Raw genomic sequence first — 23565 nt, 5'->3', positions numbered from 1 at the left:
CTAAAAACACCCTTTAAACGGTAGGATCAGGCGTATAGTTGTCGCCGTATGTGCCGGCATCAATGGCGGCGGCTAATGCCTGAAGTAATGAAGCGTTAAACCTATCGGCAATCGGGACTAATCCATCGTACCAAAGGCCATCTTTTTTAACCAGGGATGCGGGTGTATATTTTTTAAACGAAAAGAAATAATAAGGCCCGCCCTCGCAGGTGACCACTGCCATATGACAAACCCTGGTTTTATCCCGGAAATTATATTGCAGGTACGTCCACCAGGTGGGCGCTCCGCTGGTTCCTGTTTGAGTTGATTCCATGCTTTTAGGGCATCAAATTTCAAGTTTTTTTTCGGAAACCGAGGGCACACCCGTTTTTATGATTTTTCACTCCAACACTCCAACAGTTCCAACAGTTCCAATTTGCTCCAACAGCTTTTAACAGGTAAAAAGTGCCTTATATATATTAAAAACAAACTTTTTTATTATTATTGGAGCTATTGGAGTGATTGGAGCGCTTTTTTACTTTTTTATCAGCTTTTACGTTTTTCGCTATGTACCCCTGTTTTTTGGCTAAAAACGCACTTTTGTCTAAAAAACGACATAGTAGCAAATTTCCAATTTGATTGGAAACAGGGGCTATTTTATTGGAGCTGTTGGAGTGAAACCGGCATTTTGGGTGCTTTTTATTAAAAAAGCTGATTGCCTACAAAATTGGTAGTCTTTATTTTTATAAAATAAAAAAGCCCCTTTCGGGGCTCTTATTTTTTGGTTTATCCTTCCCAATGCGTAAGGATGAAGTAACCGCCTTCAACCTTCAAGGCGATAAGGTGATTGGTTTGCTCTCCCGGCTTATCTGCAATATTATCTCGTAGATAAACTAAAGCCGATGGGTATTCTTTTTTGATTTCGGCTAAGGTTATCGGCAATTTTTCGAGATGCTTTTTCTTTTTATCATCCATCGTATCGGTGCCCGTTGTTAATTGTGGTATCCCCAGGGCATTGGCGATTGATCCATCAGCCCAACGAACAAGCGGATTTGGGTTTAATACATTTTTCATAAGCACTGGATACGTTGGCGCATAGATAACATTCTCCACCACACCATGTCTAACTGATGCCTCTTTACCGTAACCATGCCCACCGATAATAATGTCTCTATAAAGCGAATAAGACATTTTTTTAACCTCATCATACCACGCATTAAAAACTTTATCTTTTCCCTTAGCAACTATTCCCATTTCAACCTCAATGTTAAGCAAATCGCCGAGTATCTCATCAGGAATATCTGTTTTGCATTCGCTAATTGAATAGCCAAAAAGTTCGTAATGCTTTAGCATTATTTTATACTGCCTTTCTGTTAAATAAATGCTGTCAGGGTACTTCTGATTATAATCGATAGCCAGGTCATGAAATTGGCGATAGTCTTGAGCTTCTTCAATGTAGGTGCTTTGGGTAAAGCCTAAATCGCGCAGTTGCTGTTCTTTTTGGTCGCTGTAGGTCATATCCTCTAAAAATACATTAGCGATGTTTTCAATTTCTCTCAGCAATGATGCTCCGTGTGTTGTAGTTGTCATTTGTTTTTAGTTATTAGTTATTAAAAATTAAGATTTATGCGGTTGATAGGTGCCTAAAACACCCTGGGCAGCGCGGGCCTTTTCGCGCTCTTCCATCCATTGGCGGGCCTGTTCAAGGTTGGTGATAGCGCAGGCAGTTTCTTTCGACGGAAATTCGGCGTGTTTTAGCTTTAGGTCTTCAATCATTACCGTGATCAGGTGTTCATGCAGTGTGCCTTCCAGTGCGGGCTCCCGGTTTTCGTGGATCACTTTACTGCCCCTTACAAATATGATATTACACATTTCGCCGGTTGCCTGGATACCGGTGTTGGGTGCTACTTTGTAAACAGGTACCTTATAGTGGTGTCCTGGGATGATTGTTGTAAAAGCCCTTTTGTTTGTTTCGCTCATATAATTAAAAATTAAGTTTAAACTGTATTTCGTAGCCCATTTTGATTAGTTCGCTTACATACCAGCGCGGGCCGACGGGTATGTCCATAAAGCTTTGGTATTCGCATTTGATCCGACGCCCGGCCGCAAATACTGTAAAGTCATCAGGTAACTGTTTATGCAGGTAGTAGCGCCGCCGGGCTACCTTCCGGTTTATACGGTTGATCTCCAACTCGGCCGGTTTCTTTTTATTGGCCTTGAAAATGAGTTTTTCCGGCACATTGAATAGTAAGCCCTGATTATGCATATCTATCGGCTAAAAACAAATTCAGCAAACGGCAGGAATATTATATTGCCGTAGTTATCTACTATTTCATGCAGCTTTACGCAGTCCTCTCTGAAAAATATTATGTATCGCTTTTTCATAATTAATTGTTGTGATATCACACCTCCTTATTTTGCGATGAAACCAGGTGACGGGCTTCATCAACGTATATAAAATCGACGGAATACCCGTTCAATGCATCATCGCACTTTTTTCCGATGTTGGCCAATAGCGCATTTTTTTGCGATGTAAGATCTTGCAATATGGCGTTGCGTAATTGCGGATCGAGGCGCTTTAGTTTTCGGATAAAGTTTTTCTTTACCCGGCTCAAAGCTTCCCGCTCCCTGAAGTCTTCGCCTATGTAGCTGTAATCATGCAGCTGATCGGTAAGCTCGTAGTTGTAATAGATCCGCTCCAAAACCTGGCCTTTACGGGTGGTACTCATAAAGTTGAAGGTTTGCCACCCTGCCAGCATTTCATCGTACAGATCATTAGGATAATGGCTAAACATTACCCGGGCGTGTTTCAAGGCCCTGGTAGCTTTGATCACCGCTATGTGCTTAAATTCATCAGCCTCAAAGCGGTAAACCGGGCGCTGCCCTTTCCGGGTGCTGAACAAATAAGGCAGATCGATGTAAATAAACGTGGCTGCAGTATCGTATTTATGTGCGATGAGGTACCGGAGCACGTCTTCGGCATCCATATTAAGCAAATGGTAATGATCATGATCACGTACCGCATTTTGCCACGATGCTATTACCTGCGGGTCGATATCGTTAAGAAAATTAAGCTTTGCCGGTTTGATATGCCGTGTGATGCCGCAATTGCCCAGGCACAGGCTAAAGAATACCTCGTGCGGGGAATCCGGTTTATGATACTTTGGTAAGTACCCGAACCGGATTTCCCGCCGAAATAGCTGGTGTAGGCGTCAACCTTTATCCTTGCCATTTTAACTATTTTCGACGTTTTCTGGCTTGCCATTAGTTGATAAAGCTTTGAAGCTTATTACCCATACCCAAGGGTTCTTTTCCCAGGATGATAGGCCATTAATCGATACCCACAATGTGGTAAATGATTCAACCGAACTTTCAAACTCGAAATTTTTGTCATAATAATGTTTGTAAAGGCCGTCGTGACTTACTATTTCAACTCCTTCGGCAATTGCATCTGCTTCAGTGATATCATTTAATCGGTCAATTCTGATATCAGTAATTTCAAGCCAAATGCGCGAAAATTCCTTTGGTAAAAAGCGTGCCCTTTGCCAATGACCTAATGTCTTCCTCTTCTTTATGTTGCTTAATGTCTTTTCAGATATTTCACTAAAAGGAAGCATTATATACCCGAGGTCTTTAAATATGCACTGAACATAGTTACCGTTCAAAGTAATATTATGCTCTTCACGAACCCAAATAAGCTCACCTATTTGGCCGTTCTTGCAAGGCACTTCAAAACTACCGTCCTTTTTTTATCGGTAACTATCCGTTTGAGCGTATTAGGTAACTCAGGCTTGCTGTAGTAATTTTCAATATTATCTAAAAAAGTGATTAGCCACGGTTCATCTATAACCCGCCGGGTCATGGTTTTGCGGCCGGCTAACAAGGCCTGCACCATTGGGGTGCTGAATAGAATAGGTCGTTCTTTCCTCATAAAAGTTAGTTTATAAAAGTTTGTATTGATGCCGGCCGTTGTGATTGCGGCCGTATTTTCTGTTGGCTATATGCCTGGGCAAATCATACTTTAAATGGCAGCGCTGGCAGAGCGCTTTTAGCCGGTCATCGGTTACCTCCCAGTTTTCTTTATCATGGTCGAGGTGGGCTATAGTAAGCACCACGTAACTGAATTGATAAATGCCATGTCTGTTAGGTTTATCTGACCGGCGGCGCGTATGGTTTACTATCCCGCATTCTTCGCAACAATCACCCGCCCGCACCAAAATGCGATGCCGGATCTGTTTCCAATTGGGCGGGTAATCGTTGTAATTGCAGGGCATTGTTAGTTGGTTATTTCTTCGACGTCAAACTCATAATCATCATCTTCAGACTTGATAATGACATTAATTCCTTCAGCTGCCTGTTCCCTTTTATCTTCAGGCAACAATTTGCCCTCTGCGTCGAAATCTGCTCTCGAAAATGGAAGTTCTCCATTTCTTAATACCGGGCCGTATCCCTCTATAAACCGATGATGAGAACCAAAGCGAAGCTGATGGAAGGCCAAATTTTCGGCAATGGCCGGTAGGTCCTCGAGGTCGAAAAATACTTGCCTAAATGCCTCCCGCCATCTCGTCGTTAAACTTTTCATCGTCGAGCTCAATCTCATATACATCGGTTCGGGTAGCGGTTACCTTAAATTTTTTAATTGGCATTTGATGGTTCCTCCTCATCATCTACCGGCAGGCCATCTGAAACGACATACTGATCGTAAGAAAAATCAAAATCATCAATGGCCGTGATCTCAATACCGGCGCTGCCATCCATTTTGCACCATCCTTCGCGGCCTTCGGCATATTCCTGGATAACCCCGGTAAGGTTATAGTCATATTCGGCCTGGATATAGTTGATGTCGCGGGCAAGCCCTTTTAAAAAGGTTTTGGTGTAATCGCCCTTGTTTTCCTTCAAAAGGTTTTCCCATCCGCCCCAAAATTCAACCATCTCCCTGATAGCGTTATCAACTTCCGGGGTGTGGTCAACCACTACGGTACATTCCCACCAGGTAGGACCGTACTCAATTTCATACATTTTCTTAGCCATTATTTTCGGTTTAAATTGTTACTATTTAGTTTACCAATCCGGTCGGATCGCCTTTCACAAGCGCCTTTTTAGGCTTTATATTAAGCGGCTGCATATCATTTACCAGGGCGTCCATTTCTTTACGTACACCGTTGATGTTGGCCAGGAGCGCTTTCATTGGCTTGATATTTTGTTTACCCGGTGCGCGTTCGCCTTTGCCGCGCAGCTCTTCGAGCTTTGTTTGATAGTTGCGGTACTGCCTGTATTTTTTGATGAGGGTTTTTACTTGCTTTTCGTCGTACATTATTGATTATTTAGAAGGTTAAAAAAGGTCGGTTTGATTATCGTCATCACCCGGCGGATCGATGCGATCAAATGATAATTGGGTGTTTACCGGTGATGGCGGCGCGTATGGATTGGCGGGCGCGGCCGGGGTTGCTTCGCGGGGTACCTGCCTGATAACTTCAATGCTTTGTACCTCGAGGTTGCGCCATTGCTTTTCGCCCTGGATACTCAGCAAGCCGGTTACCCTGATCTCGTCGCCCAGCTTCAGATTATTGGCCTGTGAAAGATCAGTCCAAAAACATTTGGTTTTAGTGATCTTTTCGACCCTCACATTATCCCGCTGATAGCTTTCGTCCTTAGTCAGCATGAAAACCACTTTTTCGGTATTTAACAGGTGCTGTATGAAGGCATCACGTTCAACGTGGCCGTCGATAGTTACCAGGACGCGGTCATCATCGCCGACGCTTTCCATCAGGTTGATGTCATTTAACAGCAGGGTTTCATAGTTAAACACCATGCTACTGGTGTTCTTTTTAAGCCCTGTTTTTTTGCTTTTGAATATGCTGCCGGCAGATGTGCCTATAAAGTGTTTTTGCTCGGTTAGGTACGCTTTAACGGTGCTTTCATTAATAGCTACCTTACCGGTAACATTGCGTTTTTCTTTAGCGTAGGCCGGGTAAACATTGGTAAAGCGCATAAACAAAAGCCGGGTGGGCTTATCAAAACTGATCACCTTTTTGGAAGCACCTTCGGCTAACACGCCTTTCAACTCCGTTACAGTCTCAATTTTATAATCCCATCCCGGCTCAAGGCAAAGCCCGTCAACCCGGTCAGATAACGATTCAACCACTTTCCAAAACTCGCCGAGGGTGTTGCTTTCGGCAATAACGGTGTTCAGGTTGCGAATCTGATCTTTGCAGTAGGCATAAAAATCATCATAGGTAAAAGGAAGGTCAATAGCGCCCTGGTAAAGCTTCATGAGCGTTAAAACCACGGTGTAATTTTCTACCACACGCGTTTTAGGTGTATAGCCCTCTTCCTTGAAATCAGCATTCAGTTTGCTCATTACGTCCTTAAAGGTCGACAGGTAGTTATCCTCGATCATCGGGCGCTCTTCGATGATCACCGTTGACAGCCCTGTAATTCCGGCCTTTTCGTAAGCTTTCAGCTTGTCGAAATTATCGCGCTCTTCATCGGTATAATCGTTGTTTTCTACAAAACGCTCAGCAAGCGTACGGCTCATAATCGATCCGTCATCTATAGTAGCGGCATATTGGCCCAACAGCATAGGCAGGCAGTTTACTTCCTGGGTTTCGGTATCATTGCCTTTGCCTGATCCCTTTTGCCTGCCCTCGTTTTCGGCCATACCCTTAAAAGCTTTGGTAATTGGCTCAGGTATTGCCTGCGGGTCAAACTCGTTATAACCCATCGGTACGTTTTTAAAACGGCTTACCGATGCCCAAAACGCGAATATGGATACCTGGTTAAGGTTGATGAGCGAAAGATCATGCAGGAAAACCGCTATGATCGATTCAACAAATTTTGATTTACCCGATCCGGCCGATCCGTAGCAATATGGCAGCGGGCAATATTTTGAGCGTGACAGCACGATATCGCGGTTAGGAGCCAATAAAGCCCAGGCAATACCCATCATAGCACGTTTGCCATAAACCTTCAGCATCAGGGCACACCAATCTTTAAACCCGACGGGCGATGTGATGTACTTTAAATGCCGGTCGTTTTTATACCTGTCGGTACCGGCGCGAAGCCCCTCGAGTATATTGCTCGAGCCCATGCTCAGGTATTTGGTGCCGTCAACCTCGGCTATGCCGTATTCGTTGTAATATTTCACACCATCCTTAAAAAGCGCGTTACTAAAGGCGAAAAAGCCCTCGTCCTGCCATCCCAAAGTAGTGAGCTCATAACCGCGGGAATACTGGCCCAGGAAAAAAGACTTGATACGGTTTAGGTGGCTTTGGGTAAAACCCTCTTCACAGAAGTATACCCCGAAATCCATCAACATCGTTTCAAACTTTACCGTACTGGTAAATGCCGAGCTGGGCAGCTCAAAAACCTGTTTGGTATAGCCGTTACTGATCTCGGTTAGCCTACGCCGGCCGTCATCTTTATGACTGATCACCTGCAAAATCGGCTTTATAGTAAAATTGGTAAGCCGCCTCATGTAGTTATTATTTTCGCGGAAATAGATGCCGGTATAGTCGGGGTTTACGGTATCAACCTTCCAGTCGAAACCGATGGTATTAGCCCGGTCTTTATTTACCCAGGCGGGGAAAGCCTGTTTGCCCTCAGCTACGTGCTGTTCTTCGTGCTTCCGCCGCTCGGTATCCTGTACCGATTTAACACCTTTTGCCAGGGCGTTTTTAGCGGTACCGATCTCCTGCGAAATACGTTTGATGTAAAAATCGGCCAGGATATCATCATCAATAGAGGCAAGCATCAGCTTTATGCTGCTAACGGCCTCCGTTTGCAGATGGATATCTTCGCCGGCAGCGGCGTACAGGGTTTTGGCTTTGAAAACAACCGCGTCCTGTTTATTCAGGTTTATATAGTTTAGTAGGGGTGTAGACATTAGAAAAGTTCCTCAACATTAAGGTTCTCGATAAAAGAGGCTATTTCAGAGGTTGGCTTATTATTGTCATATCCTTTGCTCTTTCCGTACTCAATCAATTTTTCATTGAGGTGTTTATTTAAATATTGCAATGCTTGAATTGCATGCACAACCTTTATCCCGTTATCAAAATGAAAGCTGTTGGTTACCGCCAATCTCGTCACCTGGGTTAAATTCAATAGTTAGTTTTTGGCCCATGTTATTTAGAAGTTTCCGCGATTAACTCGCATTCGTGATAGTAAATCGGGATGACGCCAAAGCCGCGCACGATCACGGCAAATTTTTCATCCTGGATAGTTTGGATCGTTAACAGCTGATTTTCTTTAGCCTCGATGATCAGGTTCTTAGCCCTATCGAACTGAAGCTGCTTGTCCGTTAAGTGGGTAAATGTGCCCCGGTAAATGAATGTTTTCTCGTTAAGCAGGTCGTTCTTTTTCATCCTGTTTACCGGTGTATGGCAGTCGCTAAAGCGCACATTCATGGGCTTATTGATTACGAGCATGGTAAAGCCTTTATCATGGATGGCGTTAACGTGCTGCGGCTTGCTCCGCTGATCAGAAATAAGGATGCCGCGTTTGGCATTGTTGTCATCGGCTGAAAAGCGGTATATAAATGCCGGTGTATTTTGATAGTAAAATGGCTGGCCGGATAAAAAATAATCCTCCGTAATGCCTGGAAGTTGTTGGCTCATTATTTGGGTTCAATTAGGGTGCAGTCAGAAAAGTTAATTCGTATTTGTTTGAATGGAAAAGTTGAGATTTCAAAACCTTCATTGTCAATCTCCAAAATCTGAGCGAATGAGTATCCGCTTTTTAAAAGTCTACTCTCCACCTTTTTAAACTCGTACAATTCATTAATTTCAAAAGGTTTACCGGCTTCAAAATCTGCTCTTGTCATGCCGCTACCTCCATTTCTTCCTGTTCATCTTCCTGCGGTTCGGGCTCGGTTTCCCCTGGCTGCATATTGCGGGCGAAACTGTCAGGATCTTCCCCGGTAGGGAGCAGGCAGATATCAACTTTAAAGCCCTGTTTCAGCAGCATGTCTACATCGCGCATATTGGCTTTGTTGCCGGCATCATCGCTATCGCGTATCAATACCACATGGTTAGTGTATTTCTTTAAGATTTTGGCCTGCTCTTCGGTAAATGAGGTGCCGCAAGGCGCTACGGTATTGGGCATACCTGCCTGATGGAAGCCGGTTACATCATAGTAGCCCTCAACCACACAAGCAAACTTCATTTTGCGGATGTGAGGTCCTGCCTGGAAAAGTCCGTAAAGCACCTTGCTTTTATTGTATATCAGGCTTTCGGGGCTGTTGATGTATTTAGGGTTATCCTTTTTACCATCTTCCATTTTACGGCCCCCTATGCCTACTATTTCGCCCCGCTCGTTTTGGATCGGGAAAATGATCCGTTCGCGCTGGATGTCGTAACTACCGTTATCGCCCACTTTAACCAGGCCTATTTCTTCGGCGGGGATCAGCAAGCCGCGCTCTTTGATGTTTGGTGCTAAAAACCGCTCTTTTGGTGCGTATCCGATTTGAAACTGGATGATGGTTTCGGTAGTTAAACGGCGGTTTAACAGCAGCTCGGTTACCGGTGATCCTGCTTCCATCGGCTGTTCGGCCGTTTGCATCCTGATCATGTTGAACAGGTTTTTGCGGTATTTTTCGGCCGCGTACTTCATTAGTTCGAGCTGATCGGCGCGCTTGCTGCGCACTTCATCGGGCTCGTCCGTCCTGGTTTCTTCAACGGTGATGTTAAACCAGTCGGCCAAATATTTTACAGCAGTCGGGAAATCCATGTTTTCCTTAGCCATGATAAAGGCAACCGGGTTATTACCGCCCGCGCCGCAACCAAAACATTTATACATGTTTTTTACCGGGCTGAAAGAAAAGCTGGCCGACTTTTCATTGTGAAAAGGGCAGGGGCCGAAATGATTAGCGCCCTTTTTTTAACGGCGGCGTATTTGGATATCACCGTTAGCAGGTCAACCTCCCGCACTTTGTCGATAGTGTCTTGTGAGATCATAAGGTTATTGTTTTTGATATAGTTGCACTCGTTCAATCACGCAAAGCGGCAGTATCGTTTGCGTGATCCTTACCACGTTATTACCACCCTGGTTAAGGAGATAGCTTTTGTAACCGAAGCCCAGCACCCACATAAACGAGGTGCTGAAGCTGGGCCGGCCGATAGTTTTAAGTACTTGTTTTGGCATGGCATTGGGCTTTATAGCGTTCGTGAGCTTGTTTGGCGCGTTGCTTTTGTTTGTGATCGTCGGCGGCTTTAATCAGGATCATCGCCACATTGACGCCCGCAACCAGGATAATTGTCAGGATCATATCATTAGGTTTTTAAATGGCTAATTGTAGTTTTTGGTGTAGCAGGTGTTTTTCGATGGCATGCAGTATGCTGTGCCCGTTTTTCACGTAAATGATGGTTTTGGCATTAATGCGGATGGCTGTTTTGCCCCGCTGGGCGAACATGCCGGCCACTATAGTGCAGCCATCGGGAAGTTTTTCTTCCGTTGCAGCGCCGTTATCTGTTGCCGCTTTGTTTTGCAATGATTGAAGTCTTTCGCGGTCGGTTAAAATTTGCTTATGCTTTTCGGCTACCTGCGCCTCATGCTGCCTTTTGGCTTGTTTTCTTTCGCGACGGCTTTCGTCCAGTTGCTTGCGATGGTTGACAATAACGCCTTTTCGCTTCTCTTCCCGCTCTTCGCGTACAGCATCATCCAGGCGCTTGCGGCCGGCGTTTTTAGGATTGCCATCTACACGTTTTGCGGTGAGCTGCTGATAAAGCTCCAACGCCTTATCCATTGTGGCAGATTCGCTCAAATAGATATATTCGATCACGTCCGACTTATCAAATTTGATAACGATACGGCTATCGATGCCGGCCTGTGTAAACCCAACGATCCACTTTTTAAAGTTTACATCCGTGTCCATCAGATTTTGCAGATCTGCTTTAGGTTTTTCGGTTTTACGCCTTGCCGGGCGTGATGATTCAGTTGCGCGGGATGGCAGGGTGATTGTTTTTGTGGTGCCGACACGCCCGAGATATACCCGCTCGGACTGGCTTAGGTTGTAAGTATTATTCATATATTATTTAGTTGAATTAGCTCCTATCGCGGCACGGCTCAGTGCCTCCATTGGTTAAAACATCCCACCTGATCCTGAATTTTTGATACATATCAAGGGCATGATCAATGCTTTCGGTAGTTAAATAGATGTACTGGATCACATCGGAATGATCGGCCGGGATGACAATGTCACGGCTGTAGCCCACTACGGTTAGTTCGTGCAGCCATTGCAGGAATGCCGGATCATTATTCAATATCTCGGCTTTTTCGGTTGTTATAGTGCCCATATAGTTTAATTGATTAGTTGCGGGTTAAAATTCAGCTTCAGTGAGCTTCAGGTCGTGGGTTAGGTTATTCCTGTTTGTCCATGTTACTACTTGCGTTACTGCAACGGGCTCCTTAATTTCCTTCACCTCCATTGTTTTATTGCGCAAAAGGTTGCGGCCTTCAATCACAGCTCCGTTTCTTAGTCGCTTGCTTAGCGTAGCTGCTTTGGGTACCCGGTAACCTTGAGGGGTTATAATGCGGATAGTTTTAAACAGATCAGCCAGGGTACAGCAGTAAAAGGTGTAGAAACCGTTAGCGGTGGTATTCCCCATTCCGAAACGGTCGCCTGCTGCCATTTTGTAAGCTTTAACTAAAAAGTGTTTTTTCATTTGATTACTCGCTATTCGTGTACAGTGATGAGGATTTTTGATTTTGGGTACTTCATGGCCATGATTAAATCATCCTGTGTTTTTACCGTTACTATCCAGCAATTAGCGTATTCAGTGATATTCTGTATCTGTCCTAAATTGGCCAGCACCTCGCCCTGCTCGATGTCTTTTATATAGTTAGTTCTGTACTCCATAATTGATTTGCTTTTTAAAAAAGCCCCCTCGATCTCGCATTTCGGGGGCCTAACCTAAACCTTATCACAATTAGGCAGGTGTCTACTTGGGTGCTATCGCCTTACGGCTTAGTAACTGCCTTTCAAGCCTTGCCTTTGTTTCAGGGGCGGGAGTCGAACCCGCAATGGTGAGATACCGCGCTATATCTTTGTCACCCACAGCTAACTGCTACGTTTACCATTTCGCCACCCTGATGACTTTTTTGCCCCGGCCCATTACACCGGGGCGCTTTATCAACCTCACTTCTCCTGGCCTCCTGCCATCGCCCAGGCCATCCAACTACACATCCCACCTGCACGGCCGCCATCATAGTTGTTTTAAATGCCGGCGGGGTACCGGTTTTCCAAAACAGTTAAGCTCGTCTTCCTAACCGCATAAAGAACAGCCCCTATATTTTGATGCCTATGCCTGAAATGGGATGCCTTGCAGGTCGTGGCAGAATTGTATAATTGGTAAAATGTCTGATCGGTATTTGTCGTAATGCCGGCTTTGCGCTGAGGGGGCAAGCTTTAAAAGCAGCGGTGTTTTTTCGATGATCTTTCGGCATTGCGGATGCAAAGCGTTGCTGTGTTTGTTTATACACTCAATCAGTGTTTCGGCAAGGGTTATCCGGTCTTCATCAACAACCTCGGCATGGTTCAGGGCGTTTATCCGCTGCCCTAACCATTCGGTTAGCTGTAATTTGAAGTATTGCCTGTTGTGGAAGTAAACAATGCGCCTGCCCTCACTTTCATTAGCTACGGTAACTGTTTTGTTATCCTGGCTGTCGGGATAGCAGATAACCATTGATACATGGTTATCCTGAGTGTAATTAGCTTTAGCGTAAATCATAACGTGTGAAAAATTTTTCACGCTTTTGATACAATTTGCTGCACTTTATAGCTATATAGGAAAATTTTAGTTTCCTTTGAGTTATAACGTTTAGCGTAAAAGGCAAAAGCGTTGATCGGTTAATTAGCATTTTATTTATAGTCCCTGCCCTCCACGGCGGGGACTTGTTATTTAGGCTTGTTTGTTATGGGTAATGTTGTGCTCAACAGCGAACCTGATAATATCACCGTTGCGCCGTCCCCCTATTTTCCTGATCATATTGCGCTTGTGTACAGGCACCGTTTTTACTGAAATGTTCAGTTGGTGGGCGATTTCCTTATTCATGAAATCTTCGGCAGCAAGGCGCATGATATCTATCTCACGGGGGTAAGGTATCCCTGCTCAACTTTCATATGCGAACAGATCCGCCCTTCAAAGCTGCATTCGCCGCGTAGGCCGCAATCGTAATATTCGGTGTGGTGTACTTTGCCGTCGGCACTGATATCCGGCTTTCCGTCAAAACTTCCGAAACGGCAGCGGGCATAAATCCAAACGCGATCCCTAAGCTCTGTAACATTCAATTCTGTCGAGCGCATCCATAGCCAGCGGGTGCTTGATCAGATCGGCAGCAAGGCAATCAAATAAGTGCTGCGGCCATGCGTTAAATGCAAGCCTCTGCCCCTGGTAAATGGCATATACTTCGGTGCCGTAATAAAATATCTCTACTTCGTTACCGAATAACCCTGCGGTTACCCGTTGGTAAACTGGCTGTTTAATTTGTGATAGGGTGGTTTGGTTGGCCATGGCTTAAGCTTCTGTAGTTTTAATAACCTCCATGGTTTGCTCCATTAAGCTTGCCTGATCGTCGATAACTCCCAATACAGCCTGGTGTATGGCAGGATTAGAGGTTTCACCTCTGAAAAATCTATCTACTGTTTTGCGACTAACGGGCGATCCATTTACTGCCTCGTATTTGGACGCAACCAGCTTTAAATAGCCTCTCGGCATTTTGGTTTTTAACTCTGAAAGTGTGGTTTGATCGAGCATACTTATAAATCGGTATTGATTAAAAACATATAATGTCCTAATTATGTCCCAATAATATGACATATATGGGACATTTGCAAATTATTTCGGAAAAAAATGTCACACCTTATGAAGTTACTTTGTAATGCTATGGTAAACAGAGGTGCTGTACTTGAAAAATACATCCGAAAAGAAAGGGTGAATGTCACCTTACTGTCCCAAAAACTACCATGGACGGTTAAGACAATTTATAGACATTTCCAGGAAGAGCAATTGCCTTTAGAAAAGATGGCAGAATACGCCAAGGCATTGAAGTACGATTTTCATAGCGAAGTACCCGAATTAGCAGCGCTAAAGAACGTTGTTCACGATCCGTATGTACCCTATAAAACGCAGTCAGAAACGAATAATGATGAACTCGACTATAGAAGGAAGTATGAAGATGTACTGGAAAAATACACGGACATTTTAGTTAAGTATAACGCCTTGCTCGAACAGCGGCTGGCAGATAAGTAGTCAAAAAAACAACATTTCACTATAAACAACTGATTATTAAGAGCAAAATCGTTCTCGTCGGGACCACATCCTAAGACAAAAGCCTTTAGACGGAAGTCTCAAGGCTTTTGTCGTTATTGGAACGTTAAAGTAGTTCGGTGATAACACCGAAAGCGAGAAAAAATAATATGAGAAGCTTTAGATGAAAATTCAAAAGCTTTCGTAATTCTTACTGAATAAATTAACTTTAGTTTCATGAAACCGATTCTTATCATTGGCTTATTGACACTTGCTTTATTGTTTTCAGGCGTCACTAATACTTTTTTTAAAACAAGCTTCACCGAAAAAGAAATACTTACTCAGTTGGATCTTGCCTTTAAAGGTATTCCGAGCGAATATTACCCGGCTGGGAAGAAAGATGATATTAAATACAATTTCTTTTTTGACCTTGAACATGGCTATTTTGCTACAGCGGGTAATCGTATCCATCTTTATGCGGATGCAAGTCGTTGGGCAATTGTTTTTGAAAAAAACGGTTACGCAAACCGTGGTGGTGATGCCGAGATCGAATTGGACTATATAGGAAACTGCATTAATTATCCTATAGATAAGTACCCTGAACGGAATTATATTACCAATGCAAGTCGTATAATATTAATTATTGGAGAAGAATACGAGCGAATACAAAACAAAAGCGGGTCGGAAATGGAACAGTTCGAGTTAGTTGATCCAAACGCTAACTATGTTATTGTGAGAGGTCATAAGGTTAAGATTGAACACATTGAAAAAAATATACTCATTTTGGGATTAAGCCAAGGGCCTTCGATAACCCGAAGCGCCTAATAAATTTTGAGGGGTTAGTACGATACTTTAGCGAAACTCACCCCTTAATTATGAATGCAACCGAATACGATATCAAAGCGCATTTGCCAAGTGACCTGCCTGAAATATCGATTATAGATAAGTTTCATTTTGAGAGTGTTTATCAAAAACACATTTTGCCAAGTAACCAGGAAACCTATCAGTTGATTGCAAAAGTGCTTGTAACTGGAAATCCTGGTTTTTGGAAACCGAAAAACAAACCAAACAACCATTGGTCAAACTGGGAGTCGGGGAATTTATGATAGCTCCCTTACATTGCTTTTAAAACTTTCGTTAAGTATTCAACTCACGTATCGACTACTCAAAACAATATTGTAAAAGGAAAGCCTGCAAATAATTGCAGGCTTTCCTTTTACAGCAAAAATGCACTAATTTTTACCCCTGCTCAATCTGCTTCAAGCTATCCATTTTCTTATAAGCTAAAAATCCTTTAATATCCTCAAAATGTTCACGAACACGCTTATTTCCGAACTCAAATACCTTTTTCACCAGCCCGTCAAGGAAATCCCTGTCGTGAGATACGAGGATAAGCGTTCCGTCGAAATCTCTTAGGGCATCTTTGATGATATCCTTGGTTCTCATATCCAAGTGGTTGGTTGGCTCATCCAGGATCAATACGTTTACAGGTTCCAGCAACAGTTTGATCATTGCTAAACGTGTTTTCTCACCGCCCGAAAGTACCTTAACCTTTTTGGTAGTATCATCGCCGCTGAACATAAATGCACCCAAAAGATCTTTGATCTTTACTGTGCCATCGCTTAAGGGAATCTGGTCGATAGTATCAAACACGGTCAAATTCTCGTCTAACAAAGCTGCTTGGTTTTGGGCAAAGTAGCCGATCTTGGCGTTGTGACCTACTTTTAAGGAACCTTCAAAATCAATCTCGCCCATGATAGCTTTAATCATGGTCGATTTGCCTTCTCCGTTTTTACCAACAAAAGCCACTTTTTCGCCCCGCTCAATCACCATTGCTGCCTTTTGGAACACCACATGATCGCCATAGGTTTTTGTCAGGTCTTCAACCATTACCGGGTACTGACCGGAACGTGGCGATGGCGGAAATTTCAATCGCAAGGCAGATGTATCTACTTCATCTATCTCAATAACCTCAAGCTTTTCGAGCATTTTTACGCGGGATTGTACCTGCAAAGTTTTGGAGTACGTGCCTCTGAACCGGTCAATAAATTCCTGGTTATCGGCTATAAAACGCTGTTGTTCTTCGTATGCTTTTAATTGATGTACCCGGCGGTCAGCACGCAACTGGAGGTAATGGGTGTACTTGGCTTTGTAATCGTAGATCCTGCCCATGGTAACCTCGATGGTACGGTTGGTGATGTTATCAACAAATGTACGATCGTGGGAGATAACCATCACCGCCTTTGCCGAGTTTACCAGGAAATCTTCCAGCCATTGTATACTCTCAATATCCATGTGGTTGGTAGGCTCATCCAGCAAGATCAAATCCGGTTTCTTCAACAGGATTTTGGCCAGCTCGATACGCATACGCCAGCCGCCCGAGAACTCGGAAGTTTGGCGGGTAAAATCCTTGCGTTCAAAACCTAAACCCTTCAATACCTTTTCTACCTCCGCATCATAATTCACCTCCTCCTGCGAATAAAATTTTTCGCTCAGCTCCGATACCCGCTCAATCAGCTTCATGTAGTCGTCACTGTCGTAATCGGTACGAATATTAAGTTGCTCATTCACTTCGTCCAGCTCTTTCTGCATCTGATTAGCCTCGTCAAAAGCTTTCATCGTTTCCTCAAAAACGGTAACGTTATCCTGGGTAAGCAAGTGCTGCGGCAAATACGCTATTACCGCGTCTTTAGGGCCGGTTACATTGCCGGTCGTAGGTTTGGCCGCACCGGCGATGATCTTGAGGATGGTCGACTTGCCTGCGCCATTCTTACCCATCAGGGCTATCTTATCGTTCTCATTGATAGAGAAGGTTACGTCGCTAAATAAGGTGGTTCCGCCAAATGAAACGGAGATGTTGTTGACATTGATCACTGTATGGTAATATTGAATTTTGCGCAAAGATAAGTGAAAGACATAGAATTATGGCAGGAACTATGAAGAGGCTATCGAACCGCGTTTGCCTATACCGATGTTGAAGATTTGCAATCCACCTATATCAAAAAAATAAATAGCAAATAGCCTAATTTAGGAAACACTGCAAGCTATGAGCTTAGAAATATCCTCACTGAGGCCAAATTTCAACTAAAAAGCCTTTAATCTGAAGATCAAAGGCTTTTTACAAGATATAGGTTAACGGTGCGGAGATCATCTAACCATCCGCTGAATCTCCGCTGTTTCCTTTTAATAGTAAACCAGGGTTACTGGGTAATATTCACCGTTCCCATATCAGTGACGGTGCCGTTTGTTACCGAAATGTTAGTTACTGTTTTGATGGCATAGGGGCTAACCGGCACAAATTTCACCTGGTAACTGCCTGCTGCGAGGCCAGGAAAATAATATTTACCGGTGGCATCTGTAGTTGAGCCAATGGTGTCGGCACCTGTAATAGCATATACCTTTGGTGAGGATGCGGCCGGGCTAACTACACCGGTCAGTGCACCCGAAGCGGCAGTAGCAATTGCGCGGATCACTGGTTTGAGGATGTACTTGCCGTTACCGGTAAGTACAACGGATTGTGCGGCGTCGAAGTCCAAACGCATAGTGTAAGCGATACCGGCGGTAAGCTTATCATGAACGTTCAGCTTCACGCCGGAGGTCTGGCCACTTGGCGTAGTCAGGTCATATGATACTCCGGCTACAATCACACGGTTACCGCTGTCGTTCAACACCAGGCGCACCTGCTGAATAGTCCCTGCGGGGATATCCTGATCGGCCAGCACAGTATCACGGCCCGAACGGAAACGCAGGATATCAACCGCGCCTCCATCCACATTGAGCGTTTGTTCACCCTTGTCGGTTACAATGATCACACTTTTGATATTCAGGATTACGGCATCAAAAGCACCGGGGGCATCGGTCATCTTCACGGTCACGTGGGCGGTACTCCCGTTATTGGTACTATCCTTTTTACAGGAAAAGAGCATAAGGCTTAGGGCTGCAGTAAATAAAAATAGCTTTTTCATGATTTAAAAAGTTTGTTTATTGAGGGAACAAATCCGCCTATTTTTTGTGTCAATGTGACGATGAATGAGGTAATTGTGTCGACGAATAGCCGCGGAATGGTTTTTCGCCGATGCATTATTCCCTTTTGCCGCAAACCCTGCTCAAATCAGTCGTACCTTCATTCGTAGCGGTACTCCAAATACTGATATCATTTTAAGCAATAAAGGCACGGCTAATAGCACAATTCATTATTTCGAAGAAATTATCATGCCTTGCCTCCATTTGGCCCGAACAGAAAAAGGTATAATCAATTAACATAAATACATTCTTCACAATTATCAATCCCCCTTTCTTTTTAAATTAAATACCTGTATTTTAGATAATTAATTTCTCCCGCCCGGGTAGAATTCGCCGAAAGGCATCACCAGTTTTAAACCGATAATTACTAAAAAAATGGAACAGCAACCTAACCAGCCATCACCCGAAAACATTATGAAAATTGGCACAGGGTTTTGGGCCTCAAAAATCCTTTTAACCGCCGTAAGTTTTCAATTGTTCACCCGGCTTGCCGAAAAGAAAACCATGAAAGCCAACGATATCAAAAACATTTTAGGGCTTAAATGTACCGACAGGAATGTTTACGATTTTTTAGATGCGTTAACCATTTTTGGTTTTTTAAAGCGTGAAGGTATTTTGGATACGGCTATTTATTCTAATTCTCTCGACACAGATACATTTTTAGATAAAAACAAGCCATCATATATTGGCGGCATCCTTGAAATGATGAATAATCGTTTATATACATTTTGGGGTAGCCTGGGCGAAGGATTGCTTACCGGGCTTCCGCAAAACGAAATAAAAAAAGCGAGGATTTTTTTGGCTTAATATATTCAGATCCTGAAAAATTGAAAGGGTTTATTAATGCAATGAGTGGCATTCAAATGGGGAACTTTATGGCCTTTGCTCAAAAATTTGATTTTACCCAATATAAAACACTGATTGATGTAGGCGGTTCGGCCGGGCTACTTTCATTGATGGTTGCCAGGCATAATGCCCATATGCGTTGCACCAGTTTTGACCTTCCGCCGGTTGAGCCTGTCGCAAACGCAACTATACAGCAATTCGGGCTATCCGACCAGGTAAAAACAGCAAGCGGCAACTTCTTCACTATGCCGATACCCAATGCTGATGTTGTTGTAATGGGAAATATCCTGCATGATTGGGACGAGGAAAATAAAATATCATTAATGAAAAAGCTTATGACGCGCTCCCCGCCAACGGAGCATTTGTAGCTATCGAAAACATAATAGATAGCGAGCGAAAACAAAATGTTTTTGGAATGATGATGAGCTTGAATATGCTTATTGAAACAGGTACCGGATTTGATTACACATTTGCCGACTTTAACAGATGGGCAAATATTGCCGGGTTTAAATCAACTTCAATTATTCCATTAACCGGGCCATCAAGCGCGGCAATTGCATACAAATAGATCATGGGTTCGATATTACTGAGAGGAAAAGAAATACAGGCAAAAAGTTCGAACCTAATTAAAAAATAGCACGGCTGGCACCTCCGTCTACCTGTATGGTTGTCCCGCTGATGTATGCCGCCTGGGCAGATGAAAGGAATGCTACCAGGGCTGCAAACTCTTCCGGCTTACCAATGCGTTTGAGTGGAATGCTTTTAGCTTTTTCCTTAATTGCCTCTTCGGGGTCCACGTCCTGGGGCAGTGTGTGCCTGATCCGATCTGTCAAAATAAGGCCCGGCGCAATGTTATTGACGGTAATTCCATAAACGCCTAATCTCGTCGGCAAGCATTTTGGCCGTACCAACTACGCCCATACGCATCGCGGTAGACAGCACCGAGTTGGTCAATACAGACTTGACCGAACCGCTAACGATATTGATAATACGGCCGCTGCCTGCCTTTTTCATGAACGGTAATACCAACCGGGATGTACGAACAAAACTCAGCAAGTTTTGTTCATAAGCCTGTTGCCATTGTGTGTCGTCAAAGCTCTCAAACTTCCCGAACGGTGGCCCGCCGGCATTATTAACCAATATATCTATCCGTCCGTATATGCTGCCCGCCCCATTTATAAACGAAGTCAATTGCTCGCTATTGCTAACGTCTACCGGGAAGCAGGACACTTCATTGCCCGTCTTTGAGCTGATGTCTTCTGCGGCCTCGTTAAGTTCTGCCGCGTTCCGGGAACCGATGATGACTTTCGCGCCTTCTGCTGATAAAGCCATTGCCGAGGCTTTTCCTAATCCTTTACTTGCAGCCAGCACTACAGCTACCTTTTGATCTAATCCGAGGTTCATAAGCAAATCTTTTAAGAAGCAAATGTCCTGAATTTTTAACTATAAGACCTGCTGTTCTAAAAAATTGACGATTAGCCCACAGTCAAACAACTATTCAGTTTTTTTGCGAAAGATTACAAATACTCCATGTGGTTATTACTTTGATTTGGGGCTGATTTTTCTTTCACCTGTTTGCCCTGCTCAGTTTCCTTCTAAACCTTGAAGCCAGGGATTCCAATTCGCGTTTCTCAATGTCTTCGGGCCTATGAAACTGGGATAAAACAAGGGCCCTTGAAAGTTGAATAGTGCCGTTGGTGGTTTTTACAAGAACGTTGTCTCCGCGTTCTGAATGATTTTTATAATTTCCGATTTGAGGATCGATACCGGCAAGGCGCATCAATAATTCAACTATAGCATAGAGCGGCAGTTTGTTCTTCGACATACATTTTGCTTATGTTGTTTAATACTAAGTTAAGTATATTTTAACAATTAATAAATAATACCCCTTCTCTGGCCTTGCAAGGCTTGGTGTGACAAGGCCGGCCAAACAAAAATTTATAGCCTAAAACTATCTTCATTCTTTATTATCATATATCATAAATTTACCTCTATGAAAAAACTAACCTTTTTAACCTTATTTGCCCTGCTCAGCAAATTTGGTTTCGCACAAAATTTAAACAGTATGCAATGGTACAGTAAACCTCAAAAATCATTAATAGAAGGCAGTACGCTGCACATGACCGTTGACCCCGCAACCGATTACTGGCGGATAACACATTATGGCTTTATCAGGGATAACGGTCCATTTTATTTTACCGAACAGGAAGGCGATTTTGAAGCCAGCGTAAAAATTACCGGGGCCTACAAAGAGCTGTTTCACCAGGCCGGGTTAATGGTAAGGATAGATAACAAAAACTGGATAAAAACCGGAATTGAATATGTTGACGGCGTACAAAACGTAAGCGCTGTAGTTACCCGCGAAGTTTCGGACTGGTCTGTAGTGCCGAGGCATGACAGCCCCAAATCGGTTTGGCTGAAACTGCTGCGCAAAGGCGATTTCGTAGAAATCAAATATTCGTTCGATGGTGAAAAATATGATATGCTCCGCCTGGCTTACTTTCCGCCCAATGTAAAAGCGATGATTGGCATGGTTGCGGCAGCACCGGGTAAACAAAGCTTTGATGTAAAGTTTGAAGATTTTAAAGTACAGAAGATCAGCAAGTAATTTTGCCGGAAGATGGATAGAGCTACGCCTTTGAACTGGAGTTTGAAGGCTTTTTTATTTTAAAAGTATTATGGTAGAAAGAGGAAGAATATCGCTTTCATTACATTTCCACCATTTTTATTATTTTTGCCCCGGTAACCAACCATTCCCTTTATGTGATAAATAATTTCTTTCAGGACAGATAAACAGCGCCGTTACCACAACGCATGCTGTAATTATTCACGCTTTAAAGAAAGAAATTATGCTTATTCTGCACGATATCACTTATATACACCCTAACCGTGATCTTTTATTTGCCGGTATAGATCTCGTAGTCAATAAAAACGATAAAATTGCCCTGATAGGCAACAACGGTACCGGGAAATCAACCCTGCTTAAAATATTAGCCGGAAACTTACAACCCGCAAGCGGCGTAGTAAAAACTACTTCAAAGCCATATTATGTGCCCCAGATTTTTGGACAGTACAATGCGTTTAGCGTTGCCGAAGCCCTGCAAATAGCCGATAAACTAAATGCCGTAAAGCAGATCCTTGAAGGCAATGTTACCGACGAAAATATGACCCTGCTCAATGACGACTGGGCTATTGAGGAACGCTGCCAGGAAGCGTTTATATATTGGCAGCTTACGGATATTGATCTTTCGCAAAAAATGGGCACGCTTAGCGGCGGGCAAAAAACAAAAGTATTTTTAGCAGGCATCGCCATTCATCGCCCCGAAATAGTTTTGCTGGATGAGCCGAGCAACCATTTGGATAATTCAAGCAGGGAGCTGTTGTATAATTATATCCAATCAACCAATAATACGCTGGTGGTGGTTAGTCACGACCGTACCTTACTCAACTTACTTAATACGGTTTGCGAACTTAGCAAGCGGGGCATAACCGTTTACGGCGGAAACTACGATTTTTATGCCGAACAAAAAATGGCGGAGAGCGATGCCCTGAACCAGGATGTAAGAAACAGGGAAAAAGCGCTCCGCAAGGCTAAGGACACAGAAAGGGAATCGATTGAACGGCAGCAAAAGCTGGATGCCCGCGGTAAAAAGAAACAGGAAAAAGCCGGCGTGCCAACCATCATGATGAAAACACTTAAAAACAGCGCCGAAAAAAGCACCTCGAAGATGAAGGGTGTCCATGCCGAAAAAACTGATGCCATCGCACAGGAACTAAGCCGGCTGCGTACACGGTTGCCGGATATTGATAAAATGAAGATGGGTTTTGACAATTCGGCACTACATAAAGGGAAGGTACTGATTACCGCTAAGGACCTCAACTTTGGATACGGAGATCAGCAGCTCTGGAAGTCGCCGTTAAGTTTTCAAATCGCCAGCGGCGAAAGGCTGGTGATCAAAGGGGCAAACGGTTCGGGCAAAACAACGCTGATAAAGATGTTGTTGGGCTCACTGAAACCACAATCGGGCACAATAGAACGCGCGGCGGTTAAAGCCATTTATATCGACCAGGATTATTCACTCATCAATAACAAGCTCAGTGTTTATGAACAGGCAGAAGAATATAATTCGGGCGTATTGCAAGAACACGACATCAAAATTCGCCTCAACAGGTTTTTGTTTACTAAGGAGTATTGGGATAAACCATGCAGCGCACTGAGCGGCGGCGAAAAAATGCGGCTGATGCTCTGTTCATTAACCATCAGCAACCAGGCACCAGATATGATCATCCTGGATGAGCCCACCAATAACCTCGATATTCAAAACATCGAAATTTTAACAGCAGCTATTAACGATTACCGGGGAACGCTCATCGTTGTATCCCACGATGAATATTTTTTAAAGGAGATAAACGTAGAACAGGAGATTTTGATAAGGTAAAAGATAGAACAAAAGGGGCCACCGTTTGCTTTGCA

34 protein-coding genes, 1 tRNA gene and 3 pseudogenes are annotated in these 23565 nt (G+C 43.7%); 6 read left to right on the top strand and 32 right to left on the bottom strand.

Annotated elements, in window-relative coordinates; translation table 11 throughout:
- Nucleotides 1-13 precede the first annotated feature (13 nt).
- The 27 genes and pseudogenes from ACRQ5D_RS10795 to ACRQ5D_RS10665 all read right to left on the bottom strand — a co-directional run bounded on the left by ACRQ5D_RS10795 (nucleotide 14) and on the right by ACRQ5D_RS10665 (nucleotide 13730).
- Nucleotides 14-313, bottom strand: a complete 300-nt coding sequence (locus ACRQ5D_RS10795) for a hypothetical protein (protein ID WP_432328891.1) — start codon at nucleotides 311-313, stop codon at nucleotides 14-16.
- A 452-nt stretch (nucleotides 314-765) separates the two neighbouring features.
- A complete protein-coding gene (locus tag ACRQ5D_RS10790; protein WP_432328890.1) occupies nucleotides 766-1569 on the bottom strand; it encodes a hypothetical protein in 804 nt (267 codons plus the stop codon).
- Between the two features lie 27 nt (nucleotides 1570-1596).
- A complete protein-coding gene (locus ACRQ5D_RS10785) occupies nucleotides 1597-1959 on the bottom strand; it encodes a hypothetical protein (protein ID WP_432328888.1) in 363 nt (120 codons plus the stop codon).
- Nucleotides 1960-1963: 4 nt separating this feature from the next.
- Nucleotides 1964-2245, bottom strand: coding sequence for a hypothetical protein (locus ACRQ5D_RS10780; RefSeq protein WP_432328886.1), 282 nt, complete (start codon nucleotides 2243-2245; stop codon nucleotides 1964-1966).
- Nucleotides 2246-2381: 136 nt separating this feature from the next.
- Entirely contained in the window at nucleotides 2382-2966 is a 585-nt protein-coding gene (locus ACRQ5D_RS10775) for a hypothetical protein (protein WP_432328885.1), read from the bottom strand.
- 246 nt (nucleotides 2967-3212) lie between these two features.
- The gene (locus tag ACRQ5D_RS10770; RefSeq protein WP_432328883.1) at nucleotides 3213-3644 is read right to left on the bottom strand and encodes a hypothetical protein; all 432 of its coding nucleotides are present in this window, start codon (nucleotides 3642-3644) and stop codon (nucleotides 3213-3215) included.
- Nucleotides 3645-3682: 38 nt separating this feature from the next.
- Complete coding sequence (locus ACRQ5D_RS10765; RefSeq protein ID WP_432328882.1) at nucleotides 3683-3910, bottom strand: hypothetical protein; 228 nt, start codon at nucleotides 3908-3910, stop codon at nucleotides 3683-3685.
- 10 nt (nucleotides 3911-3920) lie between these two features.
- Nucleotides 3921-4253: a hypothetical protein gene (locus ACRQ5D_RS10760; protein ID WP_432328880.1), complete on the bottom strand. Its 333-nt coding sequence runs from the start codon at nucleotides 4251-4253 to the stop codon at nucleotides 3921-3923.
- Nucleotides 4254-4255: 2 nt separating this feature from the next.
- Nucleotides 4256-4477 (bottom strand): hypothetical protein, encoded by a 222-nt coding sequence (locus tag ACRQ5D_RS10755; RefSeq protein WP_432328879.1) that lies wholly within the window; start codon nucleotides 4475-4477, stop codon nucleotides 4256-4258.
- A 137-nt stretch (nucleotides 4478-4614) separates the two neighbouring features.
- Nucleotides 4615-5010: a DUF2528 family protein gene (locus tag ACRQ5D_RS10750; RefSeq protein ID WP_432328877.1), complete on the bottom strand. Its 396-nt coding sequence runs from the start codon at nucleotides 5008-5010 to the stop codon at nucleotides 4615-4617.
- Between the two features lie 25 nt (nucleotides 5011-5035).
- The gene (locus ACRQ5D_RS10745; protein ID WP_432328876.1) at nucleotides 5036-5293 is read right to left on the bottom strand and encodes a hypothetical protein; all 258 of its coding nucleotides are present in this window, start codon (nucleotides 5291-5293) and stop codon (nucleotides 5036-5038) included.
- A gap of 18 nt (nucleotides 5294-5311) precedes the next feature.
- Nucleotides 5312-7864 carry a hypothetical protein gene (locus tag ACRQ5D_RS10740; RefSeq protein ID WP_432328874.1) on the bottom strand — a complete coding sequence of 851 codons (2553 nt, stop codon included), beginning with the start codon at nucleotides 7862-7864 and terminating at the stop codon, nucleotides 5312-5314.
- Nucleotides 7864-8082, bottom strand: a complete 219-nt coding sequence (locus ACRQ5D_RS10735) for a hypothetical protein (RefSeq protein WP_432328872.1) — start codon at nucleotides 8080-8082, stop codon at nucleotides 7864-7866. Before ACRQ5D_RS10735 ends, ACRQ5D_RS10740 begins: the two co-directional genes overlap by 1 nt.
- Nucleotides 8083-8102: 20 nt before the next feature.
- Nucleotides 8103-8594 carry a hypothetical protein gene (locus ACRQ5D_RS10730; protein ID WP_432328871.1) on the bottom strand — a complete coding sequence of 164 codons (492 nt, stop codon included), beginning with the start codon at nucleotides 8592-8594 and terminating at the stop codon, nucleotides 8103-8105.
- Nucleotides 8594-8800 carry a hypothetical protein gene (locus ACRQ5D_RS10725; RefSeq protein ID WP_432328869.1) on the bottom strand — a complete coding sequence of 69 codons (207 nt, stop codon included), beginning with the start codon at nucleotides 8798-8800 and terminating at the stop codon, nucleotides 8594-8596. The genes ACRQ5D_RS10730 and ACRQ5D_RS10725 overlap by 1 nt, the downstream gene beginning before the upstream one ends.
- Nucleotides 8797-9843: pseudogene (gene dnaG / locus ACRQ5D_RS10720) on the bottom strand (DNA primase); the annotation flags it as partial. The gene ACRQ5D_RS10725 and the pseudogene dnaG, both read right to left, overlap by 4 nt.
- 93 nt (nucleotides 9844-9936) lie before the next feature.
- Nucleotides 9937-10119 (bottom strand): hypothetical protein, encoded by a 183-nt coding sequence (locus ACRQ5D_RS10715; protein ID WP_432328867.1) that lies wholly within the window; start codon nucleotides 10117-10119, stop codon nucleotides 9937-9939.
- Nucleotides 10100-10243 carry a hypothetical protein gene (locus ACRQ5D_RS10710; RefSeq protein ID WP_432328865.1) on the bottom strand — a complete coding sequence of 48 codons (144 nt, stop codon included), beginning with the start codon at nucleotides 10241-10243 and terminating at the stop codon, nucleotides 10100-10102. Before ACRQ5D_RS10710 ends, ACRQ5D_RS10715 begins: the two co-directional genes overlap by 20 nt.
- A 12-nt stretch (nucleotides 10244-10255) precedes the next feature.
- Entirely contained in the window at nucleotides 10256-11002 is a 747-nt protein-coding gene (locus ACRQ5D_RS10705; protein ID WP_432328863.1) for a hypothetical protein, read from the bottom strand.
- A gap of 16 nt (nucleotides 11003-11018) precedes the next feature.
- Nucleotides 11019-11270, bottom strand: coding sequence for a hypothetical protein (locus tag ACRQ5D_RS10700; protein WP_432328862.1), 252 nt, complete (start codon nucleotides 11268-11270; stop codon nucleotides 11019-11021).
- A gap of 24 nt (nucleotides 11271-11294) precedes the next feature.
- Nucleotides 11295-11639, bottom strand: a complete 345-nt coding sequence (locus ACRQ5D_RS10695; RefSeq protein WP_432328860.1) for a hypothetical protein — start codon at nucleotides 11637-11639, stop codon at nucleotides 11295-11297.
- A gap of 11 nt (nucleotides 11640-11650) precedes the next feature.
- A complete protein-coding gene (locus tag ACRQ5D_RS10690; RefSeq protein WP_432328858.1) occupies nucleotides 11651-11833 on the bottom strand; it encodes a hypothetical protein in 183 nt (60 codons plus the stop codon).
- A 141-nt stretch (nucleotides 11834-11974) separates the two neighbouring features.
- Nucleotides 11975-12068, bottom strand: a tRNA-OTHER gene (locus tag ACRQ5D_RS10685).
- A gap of 207 nt (nucleotides 12069-12275) precedes the next feature.
- Entirely contained in the window at nucleotides 12276-12725 is a 450-nt protein-coding gene (locus tag ACRQ5D_RS10680) for a hypothetical protein (protein WP_432328857.1), read from the bottom strand.
- A 150-nt stretch (nucleotides 12726-12875) separates the two neighbouring features.
- Nucleotides 12876-13061, bottom strand: a complete 186-nt coding sequence (locus ACRQ5D_RS10675) for a response regulator transcription factor (RefSeq protein ID WP_432329749.1) — start codon at nucleotides 13059-13061, stop codon at nucleotides 12876-12878.
- Nucleotides 13062-13244: 183 nt separating this feature from the next.
- Entirely contained in the window at nucleotides 13245-13487 is a 243-nt protein-coding gene (locus ACRQ5D_RS10670; protein ID WP_432328855.1) for a hypothetical protein, read from the bottom strand.
- A gap of 3 nt (nucleotides 13488-13490) precedes the next feature.
- Nucleotides 13491-13730: a hypothetical protein gene (locus ACRQ5D_RS10665; RefSeq protein WP_432328853.1), complete on the bottom strand. Its 240-nt coding sequence runs from the start codon at nucleotides 13728-13730 to the stop codon at nucleotides 13491-13493.
- A 129-nt stretch (nucleotides 13731-13859) separates the two neighbouring features.
- Between ACRQ5D_RS10665 and ACRQ5D_RS10660 the strand changes: the two genes are divergently transcribed.
- Nucleotides 13860-14225 carry a hypothetical protein gene (locus tag ACRQ5D_RS10660; RefSeq protein WP_432328852.1) on the top strand — a complete coding sequence of 122 codons (366 nt, stop codon included), beginning with the start codon at nucleotides 13860-13862 and terminating at the stop codon, nucleotides 14223-14225.
- Between the two features lie 234 nt (nucleotides 14226-14459).
- Nucleotides 14460-15328, top strand: a pseudogene (locus ACRQ5D_RS10655) (DUF7003 family protein).
- A 133-nt stretch (nucleotides 15329-15461) separates the two neighbouring features.
- Here the strand turns inward: ACRQ5D_RS10655 and ACRQ5D_RS10650 are convergent.
- Both ACRQ5D_RS10650 and ACRQ5D_RS10645 read right to left on the bottom strand, forming a co-directional pair.
- A complete protein-coding gene (locus ACRQ5D_RS10650; protein WP_091173085.1) occupies nucleotides 15462-17096 on the bottom strand; it encodes an ABC-F family ATP-binding cassette domain-containing protein in 1635 nt (544 codons plus the stop codon).
- Nucleotides 17097-17422: 326 nt separating this feature from the next.
- Nucleotides 17423-18187: a DUF4382 domain-containing protein gene (locus tag ACRQ5D_RS10645; RefSeq protein ID WP_091173087.1), complete on the bottom strand. Its 765-nt coding sequence runs from the start codon at nucleotides 18185-18187 to the stop codon at nucleotides 17423-17425.
- Between the two features lie 433 nt (nucleotides 18188-18620).
- Between ACRQ5D_RS10645 and ACRQ5D_RS10640 the strand changes: the two genes are divergently transcribed.
- The gene (locus tag ACRQ5D_RS10640; protein ID WP_431199541.1) at nucleotides 18621-19052 is read left to right on the top strand and encodes a methyltransferase family protein; all 432 of its coding nucleotides are present in this window, start codon (nucleotides 18621-18623) and stop codon (nucleotides 19050-19052) included.
- A gap of 41 nt (nucleotides 19053-19093) precedes the next feature.
- Nucleotides 19094-19542: pseudogene (locus ACRQ5D_RS10635) on the top strand (methyltransferase); the annotation flags it as partial.
- A gap of 175 nt (nucleotides 19543-19717) precedes the next feature.
- On the opposite strand, the gene ACRQ5D_RS10630 reads toward ACRQ5D_RS10635, so the two are convergent.
- The 3 genes from ACRQ5D_RS10630 to ACRQ5D_RS10620 all read right to left on the bottom strand — a co-directional run bounded on the left by ACRQ5D_RS10630 (nucleotide 19718) and on the right by ACRQ5D_RS10620 (nucleotide 20916).
- Nucleotides 19718-19984 carry an SDR family oxidoreductase gene (locus ACRQ5D_RS10630; protein WP_432328849.1) on the bottom strand — a complete coding sequence of 89 codons (267 nt, stop codon included), beginning with the start codon at nucleotides 19982-19984 and terminating at the stop codon, nucleotides 19718-19720.
- Nucleotides 19944-20495, bottom strand: coding sequence for an SDR family NAD(P)-dependent oxidoreductase (locus ACRQ5D_RS10625; RefSeq protein WP_432328847.1), 552 nt, complete (start codon nucleotides 20493-20495; stop codon nucleotides 19944-19946). Before ACRQ5D_RS10625 ends, ACRQ5D_RS10630 begins: the two co-directional genes overlap by 41 nt.
- Nucleotides 20496-20658: 163 nt before the next feature.
- Complete coding sequence (locus ACRQ5D_RS10620; RefSeq protein ID WP_091173095.1) at nucleotides 20659-20916, bottom strand: hypothetical protein; 258 nt, start codon at nucleotides 20914-20916, stop codon at nucleotides 20659-20661.
- 168 nt (nucleotides 20917-21084) lie between these two features.
- On the opposite strand from ACRQ5D_RS10620, the gene ACRQ5D_RS10615 reads away from it, so the two are divergent.
- Complete coding sequence (locus ACRQ5D_RS10615; protein WP_091173098.1) at nucleotides 21085-21699, top strand: DUF1349 domain-containing protein; 615 nt, start codon at nucleotides 21085-21087, stop codon at nucleotides 21697-21699.
- Nucleotides 21700-21940: 241 nt separating this feature from the next.
- Complete coding sequence (gene abc-f, locus ACRQ5D_RS10610; RefSeq protein WP_091173100.1) at nucleotides 21941-23530, top strand: ribosomal protection-like ABC-F family protein; 1590 nt, start codon at nucleotides 21941-21943, stop codon at nucleotides 23528-23530.
- Nucleotides 23531-23565: the final 35 nt, after the last annotated feature.

It is taken from the genome of Mucilaginibacter sp. P25, from assembly GCF_050859465.1.
GTDB lineage: Bacteria > Bacteroidota > Bacteroidia > Sphingobacteriales > Sphingobacteriaceae > Mucilaginibacter > Mucilaginibacter gossypii.
This window is presented reverse-complemented; position numbering and strand designations above follow the sequence as displayed.

What these genes read in the sequence shown, in the direction of transcription:
- ACRQ5D_RS10745 (WP_432328876.1), bottom strand. Translation starts at nt 5,293, where the DNA reads ATGTACGACGAAAAGCAAGTAAAAACCCTCATCAAAAAATACAGGCAG.
- ACRQ5D_RS10640 (WP_431199541.1), top strand. Translation starts at nt 18,621, where the DNA reads ATGGAACAGCAACCTAACCAGCCATCACCCGAAAACATTATGAAAATT.
- ACRQ5D_RS10785 (WP_432328888.1), bottom strand. Translation starts at nt 1,959, where the DNA reads ATGAGCGAAACAAACAAAAGGGCTTTTACAACAATCATCCCAGGACAC.
- ACRQ5D_RS10700 (WP_432328862.1), bottom strand. Translation starts at nt 11,270, where the DNA reads ATGGGCACTATAACAACCGAAAAAGCCGAGATATTGAATAATGATCCG.
- abc-f (WP_091173100.1), top strand. Translation starts at nt 21,941, where the DNA reads ATGCTTATTCTGCACGATATCACTTATATACACCCTAACCGTGATCTT.
- ACRQ5D_RS10620 (WP_091173095.1), bottom strand. Translation starts at nt 20,916, where the DNA reads ATGTCGAAGAACAAACTGCCGCTCTATGCTATAGTTGAATTATTGATG.
- ACRQ5D_RS10730 (WP_432328871.1), bottom strand. Translation starts at nt 8,594, where the DNA reads ATGAGCCAACAACTTCCAGGCATTACGGAGGATTATTTTTTATCCGGC.
- ACRQ5D_RS10750 (WP_432328877.1), bottom strand. Translation starts at nt 5,010, where the DNA reads ATGGCTAAGAAAATGTATGAAATTGAGTACGGTCCTACCTGGTGGGAA.
- ACRQ5D_RS10725 (WP_432328869.1), bottom strand. Translation starts at nt 8,800, where the DNA reads ATGACAAGAGCAGATTTTGAAGCCGGTAAACCTTTTGAAATTAATGAA.
- ACRQ5D_RS10710 (WP_432328865.1), bottom strand. Translation starts at nt 10,243, where the DNA reads ATGATCCTGACAATTATCCTGGTTGCGGGCGTCAATGTGGCGATGATC.
- ACRQ5D_RS10695 (WP_432328860.1), bottom strand. Translation starts at nt 11,639, where the DNA reads ATGAAAAAACACTTTTTAGTTAAAGCTTACAAAATGGCAGCAGGCGAC.
- ACRQ5D_RS10660 (WP_432328852.1), top strand. Translation starts at nt 13,860, where the DNA reads ATGGTAAACAGAGGTGCTGTACTTGAAAAATACATCCGAAAAGAAAGG.
- ACRQ5D_RS10670 (WP_432328855.1), bottom strand. Translation starts at nt 13,487, where the DNA reads ATGGCCAACCAAACCACCCTATCACAAATTAAACAGCCAGTTTACCAA.
- ACRQ5D_RS10690 (WP_432328858.1), bottom strand. Translation starts at nt 11,833, where the DNA reads ATGGAGTACAGAACTAACTATATAAAAGACATCGAGCAGGGCGAGGTG.
- ACRQ5D_RS10790 (WP_432328890.1), bottom strand. Translation starts at nt 1,569, where the DNA reads ATGACAACTACAACACACGGAGCATCATTGCTGAGAGAAATTGAAAAC.
- ACRQ5D_RS10740 (WP_432328874.1), bottom strand. Translation starts at nt 7,864, where the DNA reads ATGTCTACACCCCTACTAAACTATATAAACCTGAATAAACAGGACGCG.
- ACRQ5D_RS10780 (WP_432328886.1), bottom strand. Translation starts at nt 2,245, where the DNA reads ATGCATAATCAGGGCTTACTATTCAATGTGCCGGAAAAACTCATTTTC.
- ACRQ5D_RS10665 (WP_432328853.1), bottom strand. Translation starts at nt 13,730, where the DNA reads ATGCTCGATCAAACCACACTTTCAGAGTTAAAAACCAAAATGCCGAGA.
- ACRQ5D_RS10775 (WP_432328885.1), bottom strand. Translation starts at nt 2,966, where the DNA reads ATGGATGCCGAAGACGTGCTCCGGTACCTCATCGCACATAAATACGAT.
- ACRQ5D_RS10765 (WP_432328882.1), bottom strand. Translation starts at nt 3,910, where the DNA reads ATGAGGAAAGAACGACCTATTCTATTCAGCACCCCAATGGTGCAGGCC.
- ACRQ5D_RS10705 (WP_432328863.1), bottom strand. Translation starts at nt 11,002, where the DNA reads ATGAATAATACTTACAACCTAAGCCAGTCCGAGCGGGTATATCTCGGG.
- ACRQ5D_RS10795 (WP_432328891.1), bottom strand. Translation starts at nt 313, where the DNA reads ATGGAATCAACTCAAACAGGAACCAGCGGAGCGCCCACCTGGTGGACG.
- ACRQ5D_RS10625 (WP_432328847.1), bottom strand. Translation starts at nt 20,495, where the DNA reads ATGAACCTCGGATTAGATCAAAAGGTAGCTGTAGTGCTGGCTGCAAGT.
- ACRQ5D_RS10715 (WP_432328867.1), bottom strand. Translation starts at nt 10,119, where the DNA reads ATGCCAAAACAAGTACTTAAAACTATCGGCCGGCCCAGCTTCAGCACC.
- ACRQ5D_RS10760 (WP_432328880.1), bottom strand. Translation starts at nt 4,253, where the DNA reads ATGCCCTGCAATTACAACGATTACCCGCCCAATTGGAAACAGATCCGG.
- ACRQ5D_RS10645 (WP_091173087.1), bottom strand. Translation starts at nt 18,187, where the DNA reads ATGAAAAAGCTATTTTTATTTACTGCAGCCCTAAGCCTTATGCTCTTT.
- ACRQ5D_RS10615 (WP_091173098.1), top strand. Translation starts at nt 21,085, where the DNA reads ATGAAAAAACTAACCTTTTTAACCTTATTTGCCCTGCTCAGCAAATTT.